At 71.7% G+C, this 19,435-nt stretch carries 13 protein-coding genes; 2 read left to right on the forward strand and 11 right to left on the reverse strand.

Annotated elements, in window-relative coordinates; all coding sequences use genetic code 11:
• Positions 1-55 precede the first annotated feature (55 nt).
• Both OO68_RS02455 and proB read right to left on the reverse strand, forming a co-directional pair.
• On the reverse strand, positions 56-514 hold the full coding sequence (locus OO68_RS02455) for a DUF8830 family protein (protein ID WP_033306375.1): 459 nt from the start codon (positions 512-514) through the stop codon (positions 56-58).
• 134 nt (positions 515-648) lie between these two features.
• Positions 649-1,830 (reverse strand): glutamate 5-kinase, encoded by a 1,182-nt coding sequence (proB, locus tag OO68_RS02460; RefSeq protein WP_078625136.1) that lies wholly within the window; start codon positions 1,828-1,830, stop codon positions 649-651.
• Between the two features lie 331 nt (positions 1,831-2,161).
• Between proB and OO68_RS02465 the strand changes: the two genes are divergently transcribed.
• A complete protein-coding gene (locus OO68_RS02465; protein ID WP_033306377.1) occupies positions 2,162-4,195 on the forward strand; it encodes a CDP-glycerol glycerophosphotransferase family protein in 2,034 nt (677 codons plus the stop codon).
• Positions 4,196-4,237: 42 nt separating this feature from the next.
• Here OO68_RS02465 and OO68_RS02470 read toward each other — a convergent pair whose 3' ends face one another.
• From OO68_RS02470 to OO68_RS02480, 3 genes are all read right to left on the reverse strand, one after another.
• A complete protein-coding gene (locus OO68_RS02470; RefSeq protein ID WP_051814296.1) occupies positions 4,238-5,446 on the reverse strand; it encodes a glycosyltransferase family 2 protein in 1,209 nt (402 codons plus the stop codon).
• A 203-nt stretch (positions 5,447-5,649) separates the two neighbouring features.
• Positions 5,650-7,764 (reverse strand): CDP-glycerol glycerophosphotransferase family protein, encoded by a 2,115-nt coding sequence (locus OO68_RS02475; RefSeq protein ID WP_245236880.1) that lies wholly within the window; start codon positions 7,762-7,764, stop codon positions 5,650-5,652.
• Between the two features lie 174 nt (positions 7,765-7,938).
• The gene (locus tag OO68_RS02480; protein ID WP_033306380.1) at positions 7,939-9,435 is read right to left on the reverse strand and encodes a bifunctional cytidylyltransferase/SDR family oxidoreductase; all 1,497 of its coding nucleotides are present in this window, start codon (positions 9,433-9,435) and stop codon (positions 7,939-7,941) included.
• 198 nt (positions 9,436-9,633) lie between these two features.
• On the opposite strand from OO68_RS02480, the gene OO68_RS46105 reads away from it, so the two are divergent.
• Positions 9,634-9,810: a hypothetical protein gene (locus tag OO68_RS46105; RefSeq protein WP_157852662.1), complete on the forward strand. Its 177-nt coding sequence runs from the start codon at positions 9,634-9,636 to the stop codon at positions 9,808-9,810.
• A 47-nt stretch (positions 9,811-9,857) separates the two neighbouring features.
• On the opposite strand, the gene OO68_RS02485 is transcribed toward OO68_RS46105, so the two are convergent.
• The 6 genes from OO68_RS02485 to OO68_RS02510 form a co-directional block, all read right to left on the reverse strand.
• Complete coding sequence (locus OO68_RS02485; protein WP_033306381.1) at positions 9,858-11,408, reverse strand: alkaline phosphatase D family protein; 1,551 nt, start codon at positions 11,406-11,408, stop codon at positions 9,858-9,860.
• A gap of 457 nt (positions 11,409-11,865) precedes the next feature.
• Positions 11,866-13,302, reverse strand: coding sequence for a GTPase ObgE (obgE, locus tag OO68_RS02490; RefSeq protein ID WP_033306382.1), 1,437 nt, complete (start codon positions 13,300-13,302; stop codon positions 11,866-11,868).
• A 102-nt stretch (positions 13,303-13,404) separates the two neighbouring features.
• Entirely contained in the window at positions 13,405-13,659 is a 255-nt protein-coding gene (rpmA, locus tag OO68_RS02495) for a 50S ribosomal protein L27 (protein ID WP_031107501.1), read from the reverse strand.
• Positions 13,660-13,673: 14 nt separating this feature from the next.
• Positions 13,674-13,994: a 50S ribosomal protein L21 gene (rplU, locus tag OO68_RS02500; protein WP_030836278.1), complete on the reverse strand. Its 321-nt coding sequence runs from the start codon at positions 13,992-13,994 to the stop codon at positions 13,674-13,676.
• 230 nt (positions 13,995-14,224) lie between these two features.
• Positions 14,225-18,364, reverse strand: a complete 4,140-nt coding sequence (locus OO68_RS02505) for an Rne/Rng family ribonuclease (protein ID WP_033306383.1) — start codon at positions 18,362-18,364, stop codon at positions 14,225-14,227.
• A 260-nt stretch (positions 18,365-18,624) separates the two neighbouring features.
• Positions 18,625-19,407 (reverse strand): TIGR03936 family radical SAM-associated protein, encoded by a 783-nt coding sequence (locus OO68_RS02510; RefSeq protein ID WP_033306384.1) that lies wholly within the window; start codon positions 19,405-19,407, stop codon positions 18,625-18,627.
• Positions 19,408-19,435: the final 28 nt, after the last annotated feature.

Consider the following 19,435-nt stretch of genomic DNA (forward strand, 5'->3'; position numbering starts at 1 on the left):
CCGGGCGGCTCGGTTCATCGTTCGTTCCGAAGCGCGAGACACTTCGTGGAACGGGTCAAAACGGGTGAACGCCGACCGGGGACGCCGGCGGCGGTCCGTACCCCTCGGCGATGCGCTGGTGGTAGGTCGCGCGGTCGATGACCTCCAGGCCGACGATCTCCCAGGGCGGCAGCCCGGCGGTCTGCCGGTGCTCGCCCCACAGGCGCAGGGCGACGGCGGCCGCGTCGTGCAGGTCGCGGGCCTCCTCCCAGTACCGGATCTCCGCGTGGTCGACCGCGTACCGGCTGGTCAGGAAGAAGGGATGGTCGTGGGCGAGCTGCTCCAGGGCGCGCCGGACCTCCGGGAGCGGGGCCTCCTTGCCGGAGACGCTGAGGGTGACGTGCCACAGGCGCGGGGTGTCGCCGGGTTCCTCGCCCTGGAACCGGTCCCCGGCCGCCACGCTCGTCAGGGCGCGCTCCTCACCGGCCGCGCGGGAGCCGGCACCACCGCGGGACGCCTGAGCCCCAGGGCGCACTCGTCGCACGACGGCCTCCTTCTGCACGTGGCGCTGCTGCGGAACAGTTCCCCGAGACAAAGTTGAGCAGGCCGCAAGGGATCGCGTGGCGGTTTTGCGGAACGTCCACCACCGGGGTCGGACGTTTCGACACATTAAGGGTGCAGAACCACCAGGTCGTCCCTGTGTACGACCTCGCGCTCGTACGCAGGTCCGAGTTCGCGGGCCAGTTCCCGGGTCGAGCGGCCGATGAGCCGGGGGATCTCCTTGGCGTCGAAGTTGACGAGCCCGCGGGCCACCGCCTGCCCCCTGCCGTCCCGCAGCTCGACCGGGTCGCCGGCGCTGAACTCGCCCTCGACGGCGGCGATGCCGGCCGGCAGCAGCGACTTGCGGCGGTCCACGACGGCCTGCACGGCGCCGTCGTCCAGGGTCAGTGCGCCCTGCGGGGTGGAGGCGTGCTGGAGCCACAGCAGCCGGTCGGCGGAGCGCTTGCCGGTGGGATGGAAGTAGGTGCCGGTGTCCTGGCCGGTCAGGGCGTCGGCGGCGTGGACGGCGCTGGTGAGGACGACGGGGACGCCGGCGGCGGCCGCGATCCGGGCGGCCTCGACCTTGGTGACCATGCCGCCGGTACCGACGCCGGCCTTGCCGGTGCTGCCGATCTCGACGTGTGCGAGGTCGGCGGGGTCGCGCACCTCGCCGATGCGGGAGGTGCCGGGCCTCGCGGGGTCCCCGTCGTAGACGCCGTCCACGTCGGACAGCAGGACGAGCAGGTCGGCGTGGACGAGGTGGGCGACGAGGGCGGCGAGGCGGTCGTTGTCGCCGAAGCGGATCTCGTCCGTGGCGACGGTGTCGTTCTCGTTGACGACCGGGAAGGCGCCCATCGCGAGCAGCTTGTCCAGGGTGCGCGAGGCGTTGCGGTGGTGCGAGCGGCGGCTCATGTCGTCGGAGGTCAGCAGGACCTGCCCGACGCGGACGCCGTAGCGGGCGAAGGAGGCGGTGTAGCGGGCGACCAGCAGGCCCTGGCCGACGCTGGCGGCCGCCTGCTGCCGGGCGAGATCCTTGGGACGGCGGCGCAGGCCCAGCGGGGCGAGGCCGGCGGCGATGGCGCCCGACGAGACCAGGACGATCTCGCGCTCCCCGCCGCCCTCCCGTCTCCCGCCACCACCCTCAACCGAGGCCCTTCGGGCCGCCCCCTGGTTTCGGACCTTGGCGAGCACGTCCACCAGCGCGTCCACCCGGTCCGCGTCCAAGCCGCCCGAGGCGGTGGTCAGCGAGGAGGACCCGACCTTGACGACGATCCTGCGGGCCTCGCCCACGGCCTGCCTTGCCCCTGCCACGTCGCCGTCCGTCCCCTCGCGTCGATTCGCTCCCTCACCAGGAAATCTACGGGACTGCCGGGCAGGGCGTGGCGCCGGTCCACGTTACGGACGGTGCCGCCCGTGTCACGGGACGGCGGTCACCCTCGTCCGCTGCCGCCGCGCGCCGGGAATCCGATCTTCTTTTCCCGGCCCCACCGGCGACAGGAACGCCGCCTTCCGCTACGGTCCGACGACACGCGGCGGCGACCGCTCCGCACACCCTGACGACACGCGCGTGTCGTCAGGAGGCCGCCGCGCGTTAACCCGGACGGCCGACCTGCGCCGACCCGACGCTCCTGGAGTGACCGCAGTGCCCGTACCTCTCCCCCGCCCGCAGGCCCTTCTCAAGGGGCTGGTCACCGTCGTCCTGGCCGCCGCGTTCGCCGCACAGGCGGTCGCGGCGCTGCGGCCCGACGTTCCGCTGCTGATCGCCGCGACGGTCGTCTCCCTGGCCACCGAGGGCGTCCTGTACCGCTGGCAGCGCGGGGTGCTGTCGCTGTTCGCCAAGTCACACGCGGACATCACCGTGCGGCACGTCCTGCGTGACCTGCTGCTGGTCGTGGCCCTGCTGCGGCTGGGCGAGCAGGACCGGGAGACGGTGTACGCCCCGCTGGTGGCCGGGCTGCTCGTCTTCTACGTGCTGCACTGCGCGATCCAGGCGGTCTCCGTGCTGGTGCGCCGCACCCGCACCCTGCCGGTGGTCACCCGGAACATCGACGCCTCGGCGCTGCGGCTGTCCCCGGCCCCGTCCGTCCTGCTGCGCCGCCCCGGGCACCGGCTGCTGGTGTTCGGCCTGCCGGCCACGGCCGGGCTGCTGGCCAGCGCGCCGGGTGACCGGCCGGTGTACGCAGCCGCGGGCATCGCCCTGTCCCTCGCCCTCGGGCTGGCGGGCCTCGGCGTGCTGCTCCTGCGGCTGCTGCCGGGCCGTCGTCCGGCCGGCGAGCAGGAGGTGCTCGACTGGTTCGACGCGTGGCTGGCCGACTACCGGCCGACCGTCGGCCTGTACTTCTCCGGCGGTGCCTCCTCGGCCTACCAGGCGAACATGTGGCTGGAGCCGCTCGCCGGTCTCGAGGGCCGGCCGGTCATCGTGCTGCGCGAGCGGTTCATGGTGCAGAAGATCGCCGCGACGGACATCCCGATCGTCTGCCTGCCGAAGGTGTCGACGCTGATGCGCCTGGAGCACTCCACGCTCCAGGTCCTCATCCACCCGTCGAACTCCGGCAAGACCTCCCAGGTGCTGCGCATCCCCACGATCAAGCACACCTTCGTCAACCACGGCGAGAGCGACAAGCTCTCCTCCTGCAACCCGTACGCGAAGGCGTACGACGAGGTGTGGGTGGCCGGTCCCGCAGCGCGCGAGCGGTACGCCCTGGCCGAGGTCGGGGTCGAGGACAAGGACGTGGTGGAGACGGGCCGCCCGCAGCTGGACGGCGTGCTGCCCTACGCCGGGCCGCCAGCCGGGGCCCGGACGACCGTGCTGTACGCGCCGACCTGGGAGGGCTGGGACGGCAACCCCGGCAACACCTCGGTGATCGCGGCCGGCGAAAACCTGGTGCGGGCGCTGCTCGCGGACCCGGGCGTGCGGCTGCTGTACAAGCCGCATCCGCTGACGGGCTCGGTGGACCCGCGCGCTGGCGCGGCCGATCTGCGGATCCGGGAGCTGATCCGGGCGGCCAACCGGGAGCGGGCGGCGACGGGCCCCTCGGACAGTGCGGCACTCGCCCGCTGCGCCGCCGAGCTGGACCGGCTCACGACGTCGGTCTTCCGGGCCGGGGCCGACACCGTGGAGCGGATGCTGGTGCAGTCGGCGCCGGAGCCGGGCCGGGCGGCGGCGGTGGCGCGCGCGACGGCCGCGTGGGAGGAGGCGTACTGGGCCTCGTTGCCGGAGGGCGAGCACCAGATCATCACGGACGCCCGGCCCACGCTGTACTCCTGCTTCAACGTGGCCGACCTGCTGATCAGTGATGTGTCGAGCGTGATCAGCGACTTCCTGGCGAGCGAGAAGCCGTACGCGGTGGCCAACACCAGCGGGCTGCCGGAGGCCGCCTTCCGTGCGGCGTTCCCGACGGTGGTGGCGGCGACGGTGCTGACCCCCGACGCCGCCGGGGTGCCGGACCTGCTGGAGACGGTCCGGCACCCGGAGCACGACGAACTGGCCGAGGCGCGCGCGGAGCTGAAGCTGCGCCTGCTGGGCCCGGCGGAGCCGTCGTCGCAGGAGCGCTTCAACGACGCCGTCCGGGCGTTGTGCGGGCAGGCCCGGGACCACCGGGCACGGGTGGCGGAGCGGCTGGCCGCGGTGCCCGGCCAGCGCACCGCGACAGAGGTCCCGACCGCACCGCGCTGAGCCGCGGCAGGACCGCACCGCGCTGAGCGGCCGCAGGCGCGGTCAGGCCGCGTGCCGCACCTCCCGTGAGGTGATGACCCGCCGCGCCTTGCGCACCGCCCGGCGTACGAACGTGTCGACGCCGCCCTCGCGGTAGCCCGGGAAAGCCCGGGCCTCCCGGGGCTCGGCGAGGTAGACGGAGTCGGGGACGCCCGCGGCGCGGTCCCGGAAGTGCGGGTAGGCCAGGTACACCCGGCGGCCCTTCCTCTCCAGGAGGGCCGCCGCCTGCTTCTTGGCCTTGACGAACTTCACCACGTCCAGGAGCAGTTCCGGGCGCTGCTCGGCGACCAGGTGCAGCCGCAGCCGCTCGTGGACCTTGAGCCGGTGGGCGACGCCCTCGGTCCAGTGGGCGTCCATCAGCGGCTTGGCCAGCTCGAACTTGTGCCGGCGTATGTCCTCGCTGTCCGTCAGGTACTTGGGCCCGAACTGCGGCAGCAGCGTCACGAGGAAGGGCCGGACCATCAGCTGGTCGCGCCGGCCGCCCGCGGGGACGAGCTCGGCGATGAGCTCCATCAGGGCCCGCGCGGAGTCGAAGCGCAGCGTGTAACTGCCGCTCTTCGTCACGTGCTTGCCGTCATCGCGGCCGACCAGGTAGTAGCAGGTGTGGTCGGCGACCACGGAGACGCCGTCCGCCCGCAGATACGCCTCCATGGTGAACAGCGCGTCCTCGCCGGTGAACAGCGACTCGTCGAAACGCATGCCGTACCGGTCCAGCAGTTCGCGGCGGAACAGCTTCTGGGCGCTGAGCGTGAACTTGATGTTGGAGGAGAAGACGTCCGTCCGCTCCACCGTCTTGCCCCACATGGACTTCGGCGCCGAGCGGTTGACGCCCTCGACCTTGCCCAGCACCACGTCCGTGCCCGCCCGGTCGGCCATGCCGACCATGCGCTCCAGGGCCTCGGGGCCCAGGCGGTCGTCGGCGTCGAGGAAGAAGACGTAGCGCCCGGTGGCCTTGCCCAGGCCGACGTTGCGCGGGCCGCTGGGGCCGCCGGAGTTCTCCTGACGGATCACCAGGACGTGCATGGGAGCCCGCTCGGCGAACTCCTCCAGGTACTCCCCCGTTCCGTCCGTCGAGCCGTCGTCCACCGCGATGACCTCGACGCGTGTCGGATCGATGGTCTGTGCCTCGACGGACGAGAGGCACTCGATCAGATACGGCATCGCTTCGTACGCCCCGATGATCACACTCACATCAGGCTGCGTCACGGTCACGTTTCCCCCTAGTCAATGGGATATTCCCCCCGTATCGCCTCATTCGCTACTTGGTAGACGGGTGATCGAGGCAAGCGGTTGCCTCGCACACGGGTGTTAGTGGGACAGGTCACACATTGAGCGGACAGGGGCCGGGAAACAGGAAGAGTTCGGCCCCGAGGAGAATCTCCTCGGGGCCGAACTCTTCAGTCAGCGGCGGTAGTTCAGCCCGTGCCGACACCGTCCGTGTCACCGGCCGTGGGCACCCGCTGCCCGGGCACGGCGTTCGCCAGCTCGGCCTCGCTCTCCGCGAGGGCGGCCGCGTCCCGTGACTGCTGGCCGACGTTGCGCGTCTCGGCCTTGAGGGCGAGGTTCGCGACGGCGGTGTTGAACTGCTCCAGCGAGGTCGGCTCGTCCGGGCCCAGCAGGTACCGCTTGAGCTCCTTGCGGTCCTCGGCCAGCGGGTCGGCGTCCGGGGCGCGGACCGCGCCGAGCAGCTCGCCCAGCTCGGACGCGCTGTTGGACAGGATCACCGCGGCCCGCACCGCCGTGTTGTTCCGCTTGAACTCCTCGACGCCCACCCCGGCGGAGTCCGTGACCGCGTACGGCTTGCCGCTCGCGATGAAGTCGGAGACCACGCTGGAGATGTCGGAGACCATCGCGTCGGAGACGTTGAAGCAGTCGTACAGCCGCGGCTCGGCGCCGGTGATGACGCGGTGCTCCCAGGACGGGAAGGAACGCCAGTAGGCGTCGTTCCACTCGGCGCGCAGCCGGGCGGCCTCCTCGTGCCGGGCGACGTCGATCAGCCCGTCACGGGTGGCCACGGCCTCGTCGCCGCGGTCGCCGCCGGAGCCGGACAACTGCGCGAGCCGGGCCTCGATGCGGCTCAGCTCGGCCTTGGCCTGGGCCTGGGCGGCGGTGTCGGCGACGAACCGCGTGTTGATGGCCCGCTCCGCGGCGGCCTTCTGCACCAGGGCGGTGATCCGCCGGTGCGCGGCGCCCGCCTCCTTGCTGACGTTGCCGGTGAACGGGTGCGGCTTGTACAGGACGCGGACCGGCGGGTCGGCCTGCACGAGCTGCTTCACGATGTTCTCGCCGGCCAGCACGACCGAGGTGTTGCCCGGGTTGCCGTCCCAGCCCTCCCAGGTGGGGGCGTACAGCACGGTCGGGATGCGTCCCTCGGGCACGCCCTGCCAGGTCTGGATCGGGGCGAGCTGGGGGCGGCCGACCTCGACGATGTCGTCGTCGCGGACACCGACGTCGGCGATGGCGTAGCGGTCGCGGCCCGCGCGGCCGGCCGTCCACACCTCGTCGTAGACCTTGCTGTACGGGTTGACGCTGGCGAGCTTGTCGCTGTCGCCGTGGCCGATGAAGACGTGCTTGATGGTGGGCACGCGCAGCATGTGGATGTTCTTGCCGACGTTGGCCGCGTAGAGCGCGACGCGCACCGTGGACAGGTCCATGTTCATCAGGTGCACCCCTCCGGGCACGCAGATGACGGGGACCGTGGTGGGCGCCAGGTTGTTCAGGATGGCCCGCTCACGCAGGATGATCAGCGGCTTGGAGTCCAGCTTCTCCATGGTGTCGAGCCACATGTTGACCTGGTACGCGGAGTCCTTCGAACCGGAGAAGTACAGGACCGTCTCCGGCTTGTACTCGCCCAGCCAGTCGTCGACGGCGGCCAGGACCTTCTCGGCGTTCGGCGGGATCTTCCGGCCGCGCACGTACGGCACCAGGGCCAGGACGTACAGGGTGGCCACGGCCACGGTGATGCCGATGCCGATGAAGCCGATCAGGGCCGACTTGACCTGCGCGGCCACCAGGATGCCGACGACCGCCGCGAGGTCGAGGTGGAGCATCTTCTCGGCGGAGCGGTGCAGCAGCCTGCGGGGCGGGGCGTCCGGGATGCGGATGCGGGAGGCCAGGTCGACGTTGCGGGTGGCGACCGGCATGCGGCGGCGGTTGCGTATCAGCTGGACGAGCGCGCCGTGCGGGGCCTGCAGACCGTAGAAGGCGATGAAGCAGGCGATCGCCCCGTAGTAGATCAGGTTGTCCGCGAGGGACAGCCGGGCCAGCAGCAGGACGAGCAGCAGCTGCCGGATCAGGAAGCGGATCGACAGGCCCGCCCGCACCTTGCCGAGGCGGTTGATCAGGTAGCTGCCCTTGCGGTGCAGATAGTGGTCCGCCAGGTACGTCACGGCGGCCGCTGCCGCGAAGGCGGGAACGCTCGGGACGAGCGCGGCCAGCATGAGGGCGGGGAAGCCCGCCACCATGAGGACCGCCGCGGCCAGCTCGGCCGCGCTGCCCACCCGGGCGACGCGAATAGCGGTGGATATCACGGAGAAACCTGCTCTTGGGAGGGGTGTGCCGGTCTTGGTTCGAGAATGCGGCTGGTCTGTGAATATTCGCGAGACGGTATGGATTCAGGCCCCTGCGAACACTCCTGTCGACGAAAACCCGTTAACAGGAGAGCGCAGAGGCCTGAATTACCGAAGTCTATTTGGCGCCAATTATTACACGCCGTCCTGCCGGTCCAGCACCGTGGCCAGTGCCTGCTCGAAGCCGGAGGCCCGGGCCGCGCCGGCCGTCGGGTCCTGCTGGCGGACGTCGATGACGTGGCCGGTGAGCTCGGAGAGCAGCACGTCGAGCGACGTGCGCGCCACGGCCTCGGAGGACAGCAGGGTTCCCGAGGGCTCCTGGCCGAACGCCTTGGTGCGCATGGGGGTGGCGGTGCGCTCGGGGTTGATGCAGTTGACGCGGACGCCGTCGCCGGCCCACTCGTCGGACAGCGCCTGGGTGAGGTTCACCATGGCGGCCTTGGTGGAGGAGTACAGGCTGTACTCGGCCCGGCCGCGGGTGTAGCTGCTGGAGGTGTAGAGCAGCAACTGGCCCTTGGTCTCGGACAGGTACTTGTACGACGACCGGGCGATCTGCACCGGGGCCAGGTAGTTGACCTTCAGCGCCTCCTCGATGGTGGCGTTGTCGGTCTCGGCGAGCTTGCCTATGCGCAGCACACCGGCGGTGTTGACCACGTAGTCGATGCGGCCCGTCTCGGCGTAGGCCTTGGACAGGGCGTCGTCGACCTCCTCCGGGTTCTCCACGTGGGTGCCGGTGGTGGAGCGGCCGAGCGCGTAGACCTTGGCGCCGTAGGACTCGGCGAGCTCGGCGATGTCCTTGCCGATGCCGTAGCTGCCGCCGAAGACGACCATGGTCTTGCCGGTCAGCAGCTCGCGGTAGGCCTCCTCGGAGACCTGCTCGGGGGCGGCCGTGGAGGCGAGCTGGAAGAGCTTGTCGGCGATGAAGACGTCGACGGGCTGGGTGACCTTCATGTTGTACTCGTCACCCGCGACGACGTGGATCGGCACGTCCGGCAGGTACTTGAGCACGACGGAGCAGTCGTCGGTCGCCTGGAAGTTGGGGTCACCGGCGGCGACCTCGTAGGCCCGCTTGATCGTGGACAGCTTGAAGGCCTGCGGCGTCTGGCCGCGGCGCAGCCGGGAGCGGTCCGGGATCTCGGTGATGAACTCGCCGTCCTCGCCGTGCGTGCGCGTGACAATGATGGTGTCCGCGGACGGGATGGCCACGTCGACGGCCTGGTAGCGCTCCAGGGCGACGACGCAGTCGTCGATGACGCGCTGCGAGAGCAGGGGGCGCACGGCGTCGTGGAAGAGGACGTTGGCGTCCTCGCCCTCGGCCAGGCCCTCGCCCAGCGCGGCGATGGCGCGCTCGGTGGTCTCGTTCCGCGTGGAGCCGCCCTCGATGACCTTCGAGACCTTCTTGAATCCGGCCTTCGCGACGATCTTCTCGATGTCGGGCACATAACCCGGAGCCATCAGCACGATGATGTCGTCGATCGAATCGGCGTTCTCGAAGGTGGTCAGCGTGTGCTCGATGACTGCCTTGCCGGCGATCTTCAGCAGCTGCTTGGGGATCGACAGACCCACGCGCTGGCCGGTGCCACCGGCCAGGATCACTGCGGTGGTACGGGGCTTGGCTATGTGCTGGGACACAGGTGACCTACCTTGGGGCGACAGGGAACTTGGAAATGGTCCCACTTGTGGTTACCGCAATGCAAGGTGAGCGACCTCCACCGCATATGTGCGCGCAACCTCTCATTCACCTGGTGACGCCGGTGATTGGCGAGACGGTTCCGCCGGCGATGCAGGCGCCCCGGGAATTGCTGTGAGTAACTCCACAGAAGCGCAGCGGTGCCGGAGCCGTTCGGGCCGGCGGCGGCCGAGGACCTGTCCGAGTTCCTTGGACGATGTCCGGTGCACGGTACGCGCTTTGCGGGTGTGCCCGGCGCCACGGCGACGGCGGGGCCCGCGGAATTCCTGGTCAAGATTCCGCAGCATTTCGGTCTCGGCCGGAGCAATACGCCGTGAGCCCGGGACTCCGAGGAGTCCCGGGCTCATGCGCCACGCGGGCCGGTTCAGACGACCTCGACGCCCGGACGGCCCGCCCGGACCCTCAGCCGGGCCAGCGTGCTCGGGGTCGCCGTGGTCTGCCGGACCGTGTCGACCACCCGGACCTGGGCGTCGATGCGGTCGCGGTGGACGTCGAAGAGGTGGTAGCCGCGGTGCGCGTCGAGCAGCTTCCAGTGCGGGTTGTCCGGGCGCCGCGGGTCCCACTCCCTGCGGAAGGCCTCCTGGTCCTGGTCGCCGTTGCTGGAGATGGAGGTGCCGACGAACTCGGCTCCGACGACGTCCGAGTCCGGGTCGGCGTAGTCCGTCCTGAGATCGCTGATCATCGTCAGGTGCCGGTCGCCGGAGAGCACGACCGGGTTGCGGACCTGCTTGAACTCCTGGAGGAACCGGTTGCGTTCGGCCTGGTAGCCGTCCCAGGCGTCGTAGAACCAGAGTTTGCCCTCGCCGACCTTGAGGTCCGTCTCGGCCATCATGATCTGGGAGGCGATGAGGTTCCAGCGGGCGGGCGAGTTCTTGAGCCCGTTCAGCAGCCACCCCTTCTGCTGCGCGCCCAGCATGGTCAGCGACGGGTCCTGGGCGCCTTCCTGGCTGGTGGCCTGGTCGCTGCGGTACTGACGGGTGTCCAGGACGTTGAGCCGGGCCAGGCGGCCGAACTCCAGGCGGCGGTACATCCGGATGTGCGGGCCGTCAGGGACGGCGGTGGCACGGACCGGCATGTGCTCGTAGAACGCCTGGTAGGCGGCGGTGAGGCGGGCCACGAACGCGTCGTGCGGCTGCTTGTCGGGGTCCTGCGGGATCTCGCCGGCGAAGTCGTTGTCCACCTCGTGGTCGTCGAAGGTCACCACGAAGGGCGCGTTCGCGTGCATCGCCGCGAGGTCGGGGTCCGTCCGGTACTGGGCGTACCGGTTGCGGTACTGGACGAGGCTGAACGGCTCGCCGGTGCCCTCGTGCCGCCGCAGGGCCGTCGCCGAGGGCGTGGACTCGTAGATGTAGTCGCCGACGAACACCACCACGTCCGGGTCCTGGTCGAGCATGTCCGCGTATGGCGTGAAGTAGCCGTGCTGCCAGTTCTGGCAGGAGGCGAGAGCCATGCGCAGGGAGCCACCGGAGCTGTAAGGGTGGGGCGCGGTGCGGGTGCGGCCCACGGGCGAGAGCTGCCCGCTGGTGCGGAAGCGGTACCAGTAGGTACGGCCCGCGCGCAGTCCGCGTACGTCCACGTGAACGCTGTGCCCGTACTCGGGCCGGGCCTGGGCGGTGCCCCGTCGGACGAGCTTTCTGAACCGGTGGTCCTCCGCGAGCTGCCACTCGACGGGCACGACCCGGTCGGGCATGCCGCCGCCGTTCAGCGGGTCCGGGGCGAGCCTGGTCCACAGCACGATGCCGTCCGGGAGCGGGTCGCCCGAGGAGACGCCGAGGCTGAACACGCCGTCCGGGAGCGGTGTCTCGGCCGCGCGGGCGGCGGCGGGAACCCACAGCTGGGCGGAGGCGGCGGCGCCGAGGACCGCGGCACCCGCGGTCAGAAAGCGGCGTCGGTCGGGGGATACTGCTCCGGTCATCGGCTGACTCCCTTACCTCGCTGGCCACTTGGACACGGGGAAGCTTCACGCTCGCGGGCGGTCCGCCCGCTGAACGCCGGGGTTCACGTACATGACAACTAAGCAGACAAAGAGAGACTCGCCGCCAGCATCGGAACAAGCCGTTGCGGGGGCGAGTCTGACAGGTGATCAATACCGGGTCGGCGAGCGAAACCCCCGAGCCGGGCCCGGAGACGCTCGTGACCGTGCCGAAGCCGGCCGACCCGGTCGTGGTGAATGTGTTGACCGGTCCGTGGAAACGCCCGGACCGTCATGGGTGCGCTTCAGGAAGACCGCGCGCGGGCACGTCAGCTCCCTCGGTCCGCCGGGCAGTCAGGTGCCGGTGAGGAACAAGATCCTCACCGGCACCGCTCTGTACGGCTCACCGGAGAACGGCTTGGCCGGGCCCGAGTCCGTTGCGCAGGTGCTTTCTGCCGGCTCAGAACGGCTCGAAGTCGTCGAACTCCTGCTGCGCCTCGTCGCGTTCGGCCTGCCGGTCCTTGCGGCGCTGCGCGGCCGGCCGCTCACCCTCGAGCCGGTGGTCCTCACCGCGGCGGCCGAGCATCTCGGCCCCGGCCGTCACGGACGGCTCCCAGTCGAAGACGACCGCGTTGTCCTCGGGTCCGATGGCCACGCCGTCGCCGCCTCGGGCGCCGGCCTTCATCAGCTCCGCTTCGACACCGAGCCGGTTGAGCCGGTCCGCGAGGTAGCCGACGGCCTCGTCGTTGTTGAAGTCGGTCTGGCGCACCCAGCGTTCGGGCTTCTCTCCGCGCACCCGGAACAGGCCGTCGGCCTCCTGCGTCACGGTGAAGCCGGTGTCGTCCACGGCCTTCGGCCGGATCACGATCCGGGTGGCCTCTTCCTTCGGCTTCGCGGCCCGCGCCTTCGCCACGACCTCCGCGAGCGCGTACGACAGCTCCTTCAGGCCCATGTGCGCCACGGCCGACACCTCGAACACGCGGTAGCCGCGCGCCTCCAGGTCGGGCCGCACCATCTCGGCCAGGTCCTTGCCGTCCGGTACGTCGATCTTGTTCAGGACGACGATCCGCGGCCGGTTGTCCAGCCCGCCGTACTGCCGCAGCTCCTCCTCGATGATGTCGAGGTCGGAGACGGGGTCGCGCTCGGACTCCAGCGTCGCGGTGTCCAGGACGTGCACGAGCACACTGCACCGCTCCACGTGCCGCAGGAACTCCAGGCCGAGGCCCTTGCCCTGGCTGGCGCCGGGGATCAGCCCGGGCACGTCGGCGATCGTGTAGACCGTCGAACCGGCCGTGACGACACCGAGGTTGGGCACGAGCGTGGTGAAGGGGTAGTCGGCGATCTTCGGCTTGGCCGCGCTCAGCACCGAGATCAGCGAGGACTTGCCGGCGCTCGGGTACCCGACGAGCGCCACGTCGGCGACGGTCTTCAGCTCCAGGACGACGTCCCGCAGGTCTCCCGGCTCACCGAGCAGCGCGAATCCGGGCGCCTTGCGCCGCGCGGAGGCCAGCGCCGCGTTGCCCAGCCCGCCCCGGCCGCCCTGTGCGGCGACGTACGACGTGCCGTGCCCGACCAGGTCGGCGAGGACGTTGCCCGCCTTGTCCAGCACGACCGTGCCGTCCGGCACCGGCAGGACGAGGTCCTGGCCGTCCTTGCCGGAGCGGTTGCCGCCCTCGCCGGGCTTGCCGTTGGTGGCCTTGCGGTGCGGCGAGTGGTGGTAGTCGAGCAGCGTGGTGACCGACTGGTCGACGGTGAGGATCACGTCCCCGCCGCGCCCGCCGTTGCCGCCGTCCGGCCCGCCGAGGGGCTTGAACTTCTCACGGTGGACGGAGGCACAGCCGTGGCCTCCGCTACCCGCGGCGACATGCAGCTCGACGCGGTCCACGAAGGTGGTCATGGGATGTGCCTCCAGTTACTGCGGGAATGTCTTGGGGTAACACGCGAAAGGCGGACCCGCTTCCCGTGAGGGAAGTGAGGTCCGCCTCGCGAAAGTTTCCGATCAGGCGACCGGAACGATGTTCACGACCTTGCGGCCACGGTGGGTGCCGAACTGCACCGAACCGGCCTCGAGGGCGAACAGCGTGTCGTCGCCACCACGGCCGACGCCGGAGCCCGGGTGGAAGTGGGTGCCACGCTGACGGACCAGGATCTCACCCGCGTTGACGACCTGACCGCCGAAGCGCTTCACGCCGAGCCGCTGGGCATTGGAGTCGCGACCGTTCCGGGTGGACGATGCGCCCTTCTTGTGTGCCATTTCTCCTCAGTCCCTTACTTCGCAGCCGTGGGGATCTCAGTGACCTTGATCGCCGTGTACTGCTGGCGGTGGCCCTGGCGACGGCGGTAACCCGTCTTGTTCTTGTAGCGCAGAATGTCGATCTTCTGGCCCTTGTGGTGGTCCACGACCTCGGCCTGGACCTTGATGCCGGCCAGCACCCACGGGTCGCTGGTCACGGCGTCGCCGTCGACAACGAGCAGGGTCGAGAGCTCGACCGAGTCGCCAACCTTGGCAGTGGAAATCTTGTCAACCTCAACGATGTCGCCGACAGCAACCTTGTGCTGGCGACCACCGCTGCGCACGATGGCGTACACGCGGAACTCACTCTCTAGCTCGGGAAACGGCACCCCCGCAGGCCAGCCACCCGACTCAGCGAGCAGCCTCTCCCGGCGCCCGGCGCCCGGAGGATGAGGTTTACGGGGATGTGACGTGTCAGTCGACACGCCGACGGTCAAGGTTACGGGGCCGCGGCCGAAGGGGTCAAACCGAGCCGGGCCCGCCACCTGTGCGACCGGTCACGCCGGTCGCACAGGCGCAGTGGATCTCAGCCCTCGTCGGTGGAGGCCGAGACGGAGGACGCGGACGACGCCGACTGCTCCGCCGCCACGGTCTTCTTCGACGTGGTCTTCTTGGCGGCGGTCTTGGTGGTCTTCGCCGCCTTCTTGGCCGTCGTCTTCTTGGCGGCGGTCTTCTTCGCCGCGGTCTTCTTGGTGGTGGCGGCCTTCTTCGCCGTGGCCTTCTTCGCCGTCTTGCGGGCCGTCTTCTTGGCGGGCGCCGACTCCTCGGCGGCCTCCTCCGTGACGGCACCGTCGGACACGGGCGCCTGCGGGGCCTCCGCGGACGCCGGGTCCTCGGACGCGGCCGACGGGACGACCACGACGGCCGTCTCCTCGGACGCCGTGGACACCGTCGGCTTGCGCACCGCGCGGCGCCGCGGACGGGCCGGGGCGGCGCTCTCGGCGGGCGCCTCGGGCTGAACGGCCGGCTCGGGCACCTCGGCGGCCTCCGCCTCGGACACCGCCGGGGCGGTCTCGGCGACCGTCACCACGGCCGCCTCGGCCCCCGCCGGAGAACCGGCCGGAGCGGACACCTTGCGGGTGGCCCGCCGCCGGGTACGGCCCTTGGGCGCGGCGTCCTCGACAGGAGCGGCCGGAGCGGCCTGCGCGGCCTCGACCACCGGGTCCTCCACGGCCATCGGCTCGGCCTGCGCCTCGGCGGCCGGCTCCGGCTGCACCGGACGGGCGACCTCCTGCTCGGCGGTCACGTCCTGAGCCGTCGGCACCTCGGCCTCGGCCTGCTCGGCCCTGCCCCGGCCGCGCCGGGTCCTGTCCCTGCCTTGCTCGGCCCTGGGCTCCGCCGTCTCGCCCCGCGGGGCACCCGCCGGAGCCGACACCCGCCGGCTCGCCCGGCGTCGCGGCCGGCCGCGGCCGGCCGCGGCCTCCGCCTCGGCGGCGCTGCTGTACAGCTCCTCGTCGGGCTCGAAGGACGGCTCGGGCAGCGCGATCGGCTCGGCGGCCTCGGCTGCGACCTCGGTCTCGGTCTCGGCCTCCTCCTCGGCGGTCTCGACGGCGGCCTCGTGCACGTGCGGCTGCTCGGCGGCACCGGCACGGGCGCGCTTCTTGCGCTTGCCGCCGCCTCCGGGGGCCGTCGGCTGCTCCATGTGCACGATGACACCGCGGCCGTTGCAGTGGACGCACGTCTCGGAGAAGGACTCCAGCAGGCCCTGCCCGACCCGCTTGCGGGTCATCTGCACGAGCCCGAGCGAGGTCACCTCGGCGACCTGGTGCTTCGTACGGTCGCGGCCCAGGCACTCCAGCAGGCGCCGCAGCACGAGGTCCCGGTTGGACTCCAGCACCATGTCGATGAAGTCGATGACGATGATGCCGCCGAGGTCGCGCAGCCGCAGCTGACGCACGATCTCCTCGGCCGCCTCCAGGTTGTTCCTGGTGACCGTCTCCTCCAGGTTGCCGCCCTGGCCGGTGAACTTGCCGGTGTTGACGTCGACGACGACCATCGCCTCGGTCCGGTCGATCACCAGCGAGCCGCCGCTGGGCAGCCAGACCTTGCGGTCGAGGGCCTTGGCGAGCTGCTCGTCGATCCGGTACGTGGCGAAGACGTCGACCTCGGAGGTCCACTTCGACAGCCGCTCGGCCAGGTCCGGCGCGACGTGCGAGACGTACCCGTGGATGGTCGACCACGCCTCGTCGCCGCTGACGACGACCTTGGAGAAGTCCTCGTTGAAGATGTCGCGCACGACCCGGACGGTCATGTCCGGCTCGCCGTACAGCAGCGTCGGCGCGTTGCCGTTCTTGGCCTTCTTCTGGATGTCCTCCCACTGCTGCTGGAGACGCTCGACGTCCCGGCGCAGCTCGTCCTCGCTCGCGCCCTCGGCGGCGGTGCGCACGATGACGCCCGCGTCCTCGGGGACGATCTTCTTGAGGATCGTCTTCAGCCGCGACCGCTCGGTGTCGGGCAGCTTGCGGCTGATGCCGGTCATCGAGCCCTCGGGCACGTACACGAGGTAGCGGCCCGGCAAGGAGACCTGGCTGGTCAGACGCGCGCCCTTGTGGCCGATCGGGTCCTTCGTCACCTGGACGAGCACCGACTGGCCGGACTTCAGGGCGGACTCGATGCGGCGCGGGCCGTTGGCCATGCCCAGCGCCTCGAAGTTGACCTCACCGGCGTACAGCACCGCGTTGCGGCCCTTGCCGATGTCGATGAAGGCGGCCTCCATCGACGGCAGCACGTTCTGCACCTTGCCGAGGTAGACGTTGCCGACGTACGAGGTCGACTGCTCCTTGTTGACGTAGTGCTCGACGAGCACGTTGTCCTCAAGGACGCCGATCTGGGTGCGGTCGCCGTGCTGGCGGACGACCATCACACGCTCGACGGCCTCGCGGCGGGCCAGGAACTCGGCCTCGGTGATGATCGGCACCCGGCGGCGGCCCTGCTCACGGCCTTCGCGGCGGCGCTGCTTCTTGGCCTCCAGACGGGTCGAGCCCTTGATGGACTGCACCTCGTCGGACGGCTCGGCCTTGGGGCGGGGCTCGCGCACCTTGACGACCGTGCGCTCCGGGTCGTCGTCGGAGGGCTCGGCCTCGGTGCCGGAGTCACCGGCACGGCGACGGCGGCGACGGCGCCGACGGCTGCTGCTGGAGCCGCCTCCGCCGGACTCGTCGCGGTCGGTGGCGTCCTCGGAGTCCTCGTCGTCCTCCTCGCCGTCCTCGGTGTCCTGCCCGGCGCTCTGCTCGGGCTCGATGTCCTCGCCGCCCTCACCGTCGGCGTCGGCGGACTCACCGCGCCTGCGGCGGCGGCCGCCCCGGCGACGGCGGCGGCGCGAGCCGGTGCCCTCGGACTCCTCCTGGTCGTCACCGTCGGCCTGGTCCTCGGCGGAGTCGTCGGCCTCCTCCGCCTCGTCGGCGGTGGTGTCGACGGCGGTGGTCTCGGGGGCCTGGGCCTCGGCCTCGTCGCCGGCACCCCGGCGCCGACGGCGGCGGCGCGAACCGCCGGCCGGCTCCTCGCGCCGGTCCTCGGCCGGTGCGGCCTCTTCGGTCTCCTCGGGCTCCGCCGCCCCGGCCGCTTCGGCGGCGGCAGCGGCGGCCGCCCGCTCCGGCGTCTGGAACTGGGGCTCGGTGAAGACGGGCGCCTGGAACAGCGCGACGGCGGGCCGCCTCGGACGCGAGGTCGGCTCGCTCTCGCCGTCGGCAGCGTCCGCGGGCACCCGGGCGGCGGCCTTCGCGGCCCGCGCGCCCTTGGCGGGCTGGGCGGGCTCGGCGAAGCCGCCGGCGGCCCGGCGCACGACCCGGCGGCGGCGCCGCGGACCGGTCTCCGCGGCGGACTCGGCAGCCTCGGCCGCGGTCTCGGCAGGGGCCTCGGCAGCGGGGGCGGGCTCGGCGGCAGCGGTCTCGGAGGCTGTGGCCTCGGATGCGCGGGCGGGCTCGGCGGCGGGGTTCTCGGTCACAGGTGCCTTCGCCTCCTCGGCGTTGCCTTCCACCGCGTCCGCGGCGGAAGGCGCCCCGGCGGGCGCGGACGCCCGCCGCGAGGCACGCCGGCGAGTCCGACGCGGAGCAGCCTCTTCAGCGGCCTCGGCACCTTCGGCGGCGCCCTCGGCCACGGCGGCAGGCTCCGGGCCGTCGGCCTCGGCCGGGGCCGCGGCCGTCTCGGCGGGCTCCGCCGGAGCGGCGGCGGGCGAGGTCACGGTGCGCGTGGCGCGGCGCCGGGTGCGCTTGGGGGCGGCGTCCTCGGACGCTTCCACGGAGGCGGCGGGGGCGGCGGCCTCGGCCGGCTCGGCGGCGGGGGTGCCGGCGGTCACCGGGACCACGGTCTCGGCGGCCTCGGCGGCCTCCGGAGCGCCGGCGGGTGCGGAGGCACGGCGCACGGCGCGACGCCGCTTGGGCGGGGCGGGCGCGGCGGCCTCTTCGCTCTCCACGGCTTCGGGAACCTGCTCCGCCTCGGCAACGGCTTCGTCGGCCAATACGACGTCGGCCTCTACGACGTCAGACGCGAGGTCCTCGGCCTCGGCGGCCGGTATGGCCGGCGCGACGGTCTCCGCCGGCGCGTCCGAGGAGGCACCGGTGGGCGGACCCGCCGGGCGGGACGCGGCACGCCGCCGCCGGCGGGGCGGCAGGGTGTCGCTGGGAGTGTTCTGTTCGGAACCCTCTGTGGGTTCGGTCGGTCCGAGCATGCGGGCTTATCTCCCGTCAGGCTCCCGGGCGCCGCGCCTGGTCCGGCGATGCCGGTGACGTCCGCGGCGCGCGCTGTGCGCGTTCGCCGCCGTCCGGGGCGCGGGCGCCGCACGGGAGCTCTCTGTGTCCTGTCTCGCCGGTTCCGTACGCCGAATGCGTACGGCCTGGCGAAAGTCTTCTGGTCGGTGCGCTGCCCGACCCAGGTGGCTCCCGAGTCCGAGGGCGGCGCTACGACGTCCGTCCCTACGCGGGACCTTCCTTACGCCGACGCCGTCGCGGCGGCAGTCGGTTCGGCCGTTGAGTGGGCCTCGACTGCCTCGCGGTCGGGCGCGAGCGGGTCGGTCACCGTGCCGGTCTCTTCATCGAACAGCCCCTGCGCCAGCCTGGTCACCGCTGCGGGGACCGGCGGCGCCAGGTCGGCCACGGCGCGGAGACCGGACAGGACGTCGTCGGGTCGTACGGCAGGCGTCACGTGCCGAACAACCAGCCGCAGTATCGCACAGGGCTGGTCCGTCGGCCTATCAGCCTGCGAACTGTGCGTTTCCGTGAGGTCGCGGACCTCCAGGCTCGCAACCGCGGCGCGGGCGTCGAACGTACGGACGCCGTTCTTGGCGAGGCGCTGGACCTCGACGGTCTCGGCCGCGTTGAAGGCGTCCGCCGCTCGACGGGCCTCCTCCGGCGGCACTCCGTCCAGCCGGAGCTCCCAGACGGAAGCCGTCAGCCGGTCGGCGAGCCCCGAGGTGCGGGCCTCGACCGCCTCGGTGATGTCGAGCCCGGTGGGCAGCGACTCGTCGAGGAGGGCCCTGAGCTGCTCCGGGTCGCGGGGCGCGGTGAGGGCGATCTCCAGGTATTCCGCCTCACTGCCCGTGCCGGTGGGTGCGGCATTGGCGTACGACACCTTCGGGTGCGGTGTGAAGCCCGCCGAGTAGGCCATCGGCACCTCGGCACGGCGCAACGCACGCTCGAAGGCGCGCTGGAAGTCACGGTGGCTGGTGAACCGGAGGCGGCCGCGCTTGGTGTAGCGCAGTCGGATGCGCTGCACCGCGGGTGCGGGCGGCGGGCCTTCGGGC

Source organism: Streptomyces iakyrus, from assembly GCF_000717055.1.
In the GTDB taxonomy this organism is placed as follows: Bacteria; Actinomycetota; Actinomycetes; order Streptomycetales; family Streptomycetaceae; genus Streptomyces; species Streptomyces iakyrus.

Excerpts from the sequence above, each read along its gene's own strand:
- OO68_RS02485 (WP_033306381.1), bottom strand. The coding sequence starts at position 11,408 with ATGACCGGAGCAGTATCCCCCGACCGACGCCGCTTTCTGACCGCGGGT.
- obgE (WP_033306382.1), bottom strand. The coding sequence starts at position 13,302 with ATGACCACCTTCGTGGACCGCGTCGAGCTGCATGTCGCCGCGGGTAGC.
- rpmA (WP_031107501.1), bottom strand. The coding sequence starts at position 13,659 with ATGGCACACAAGAAGGGCGCATCGTCCACCCGGAACGGTCGCGACTCC.
- OO68_RS02505 (WP_033306383.1), bottom strand. The coding sequence starts at position 18,364 with ATGCTCGGACCGACCGAACCCACAGAGGGTTCCGAACAGAACACTCCC.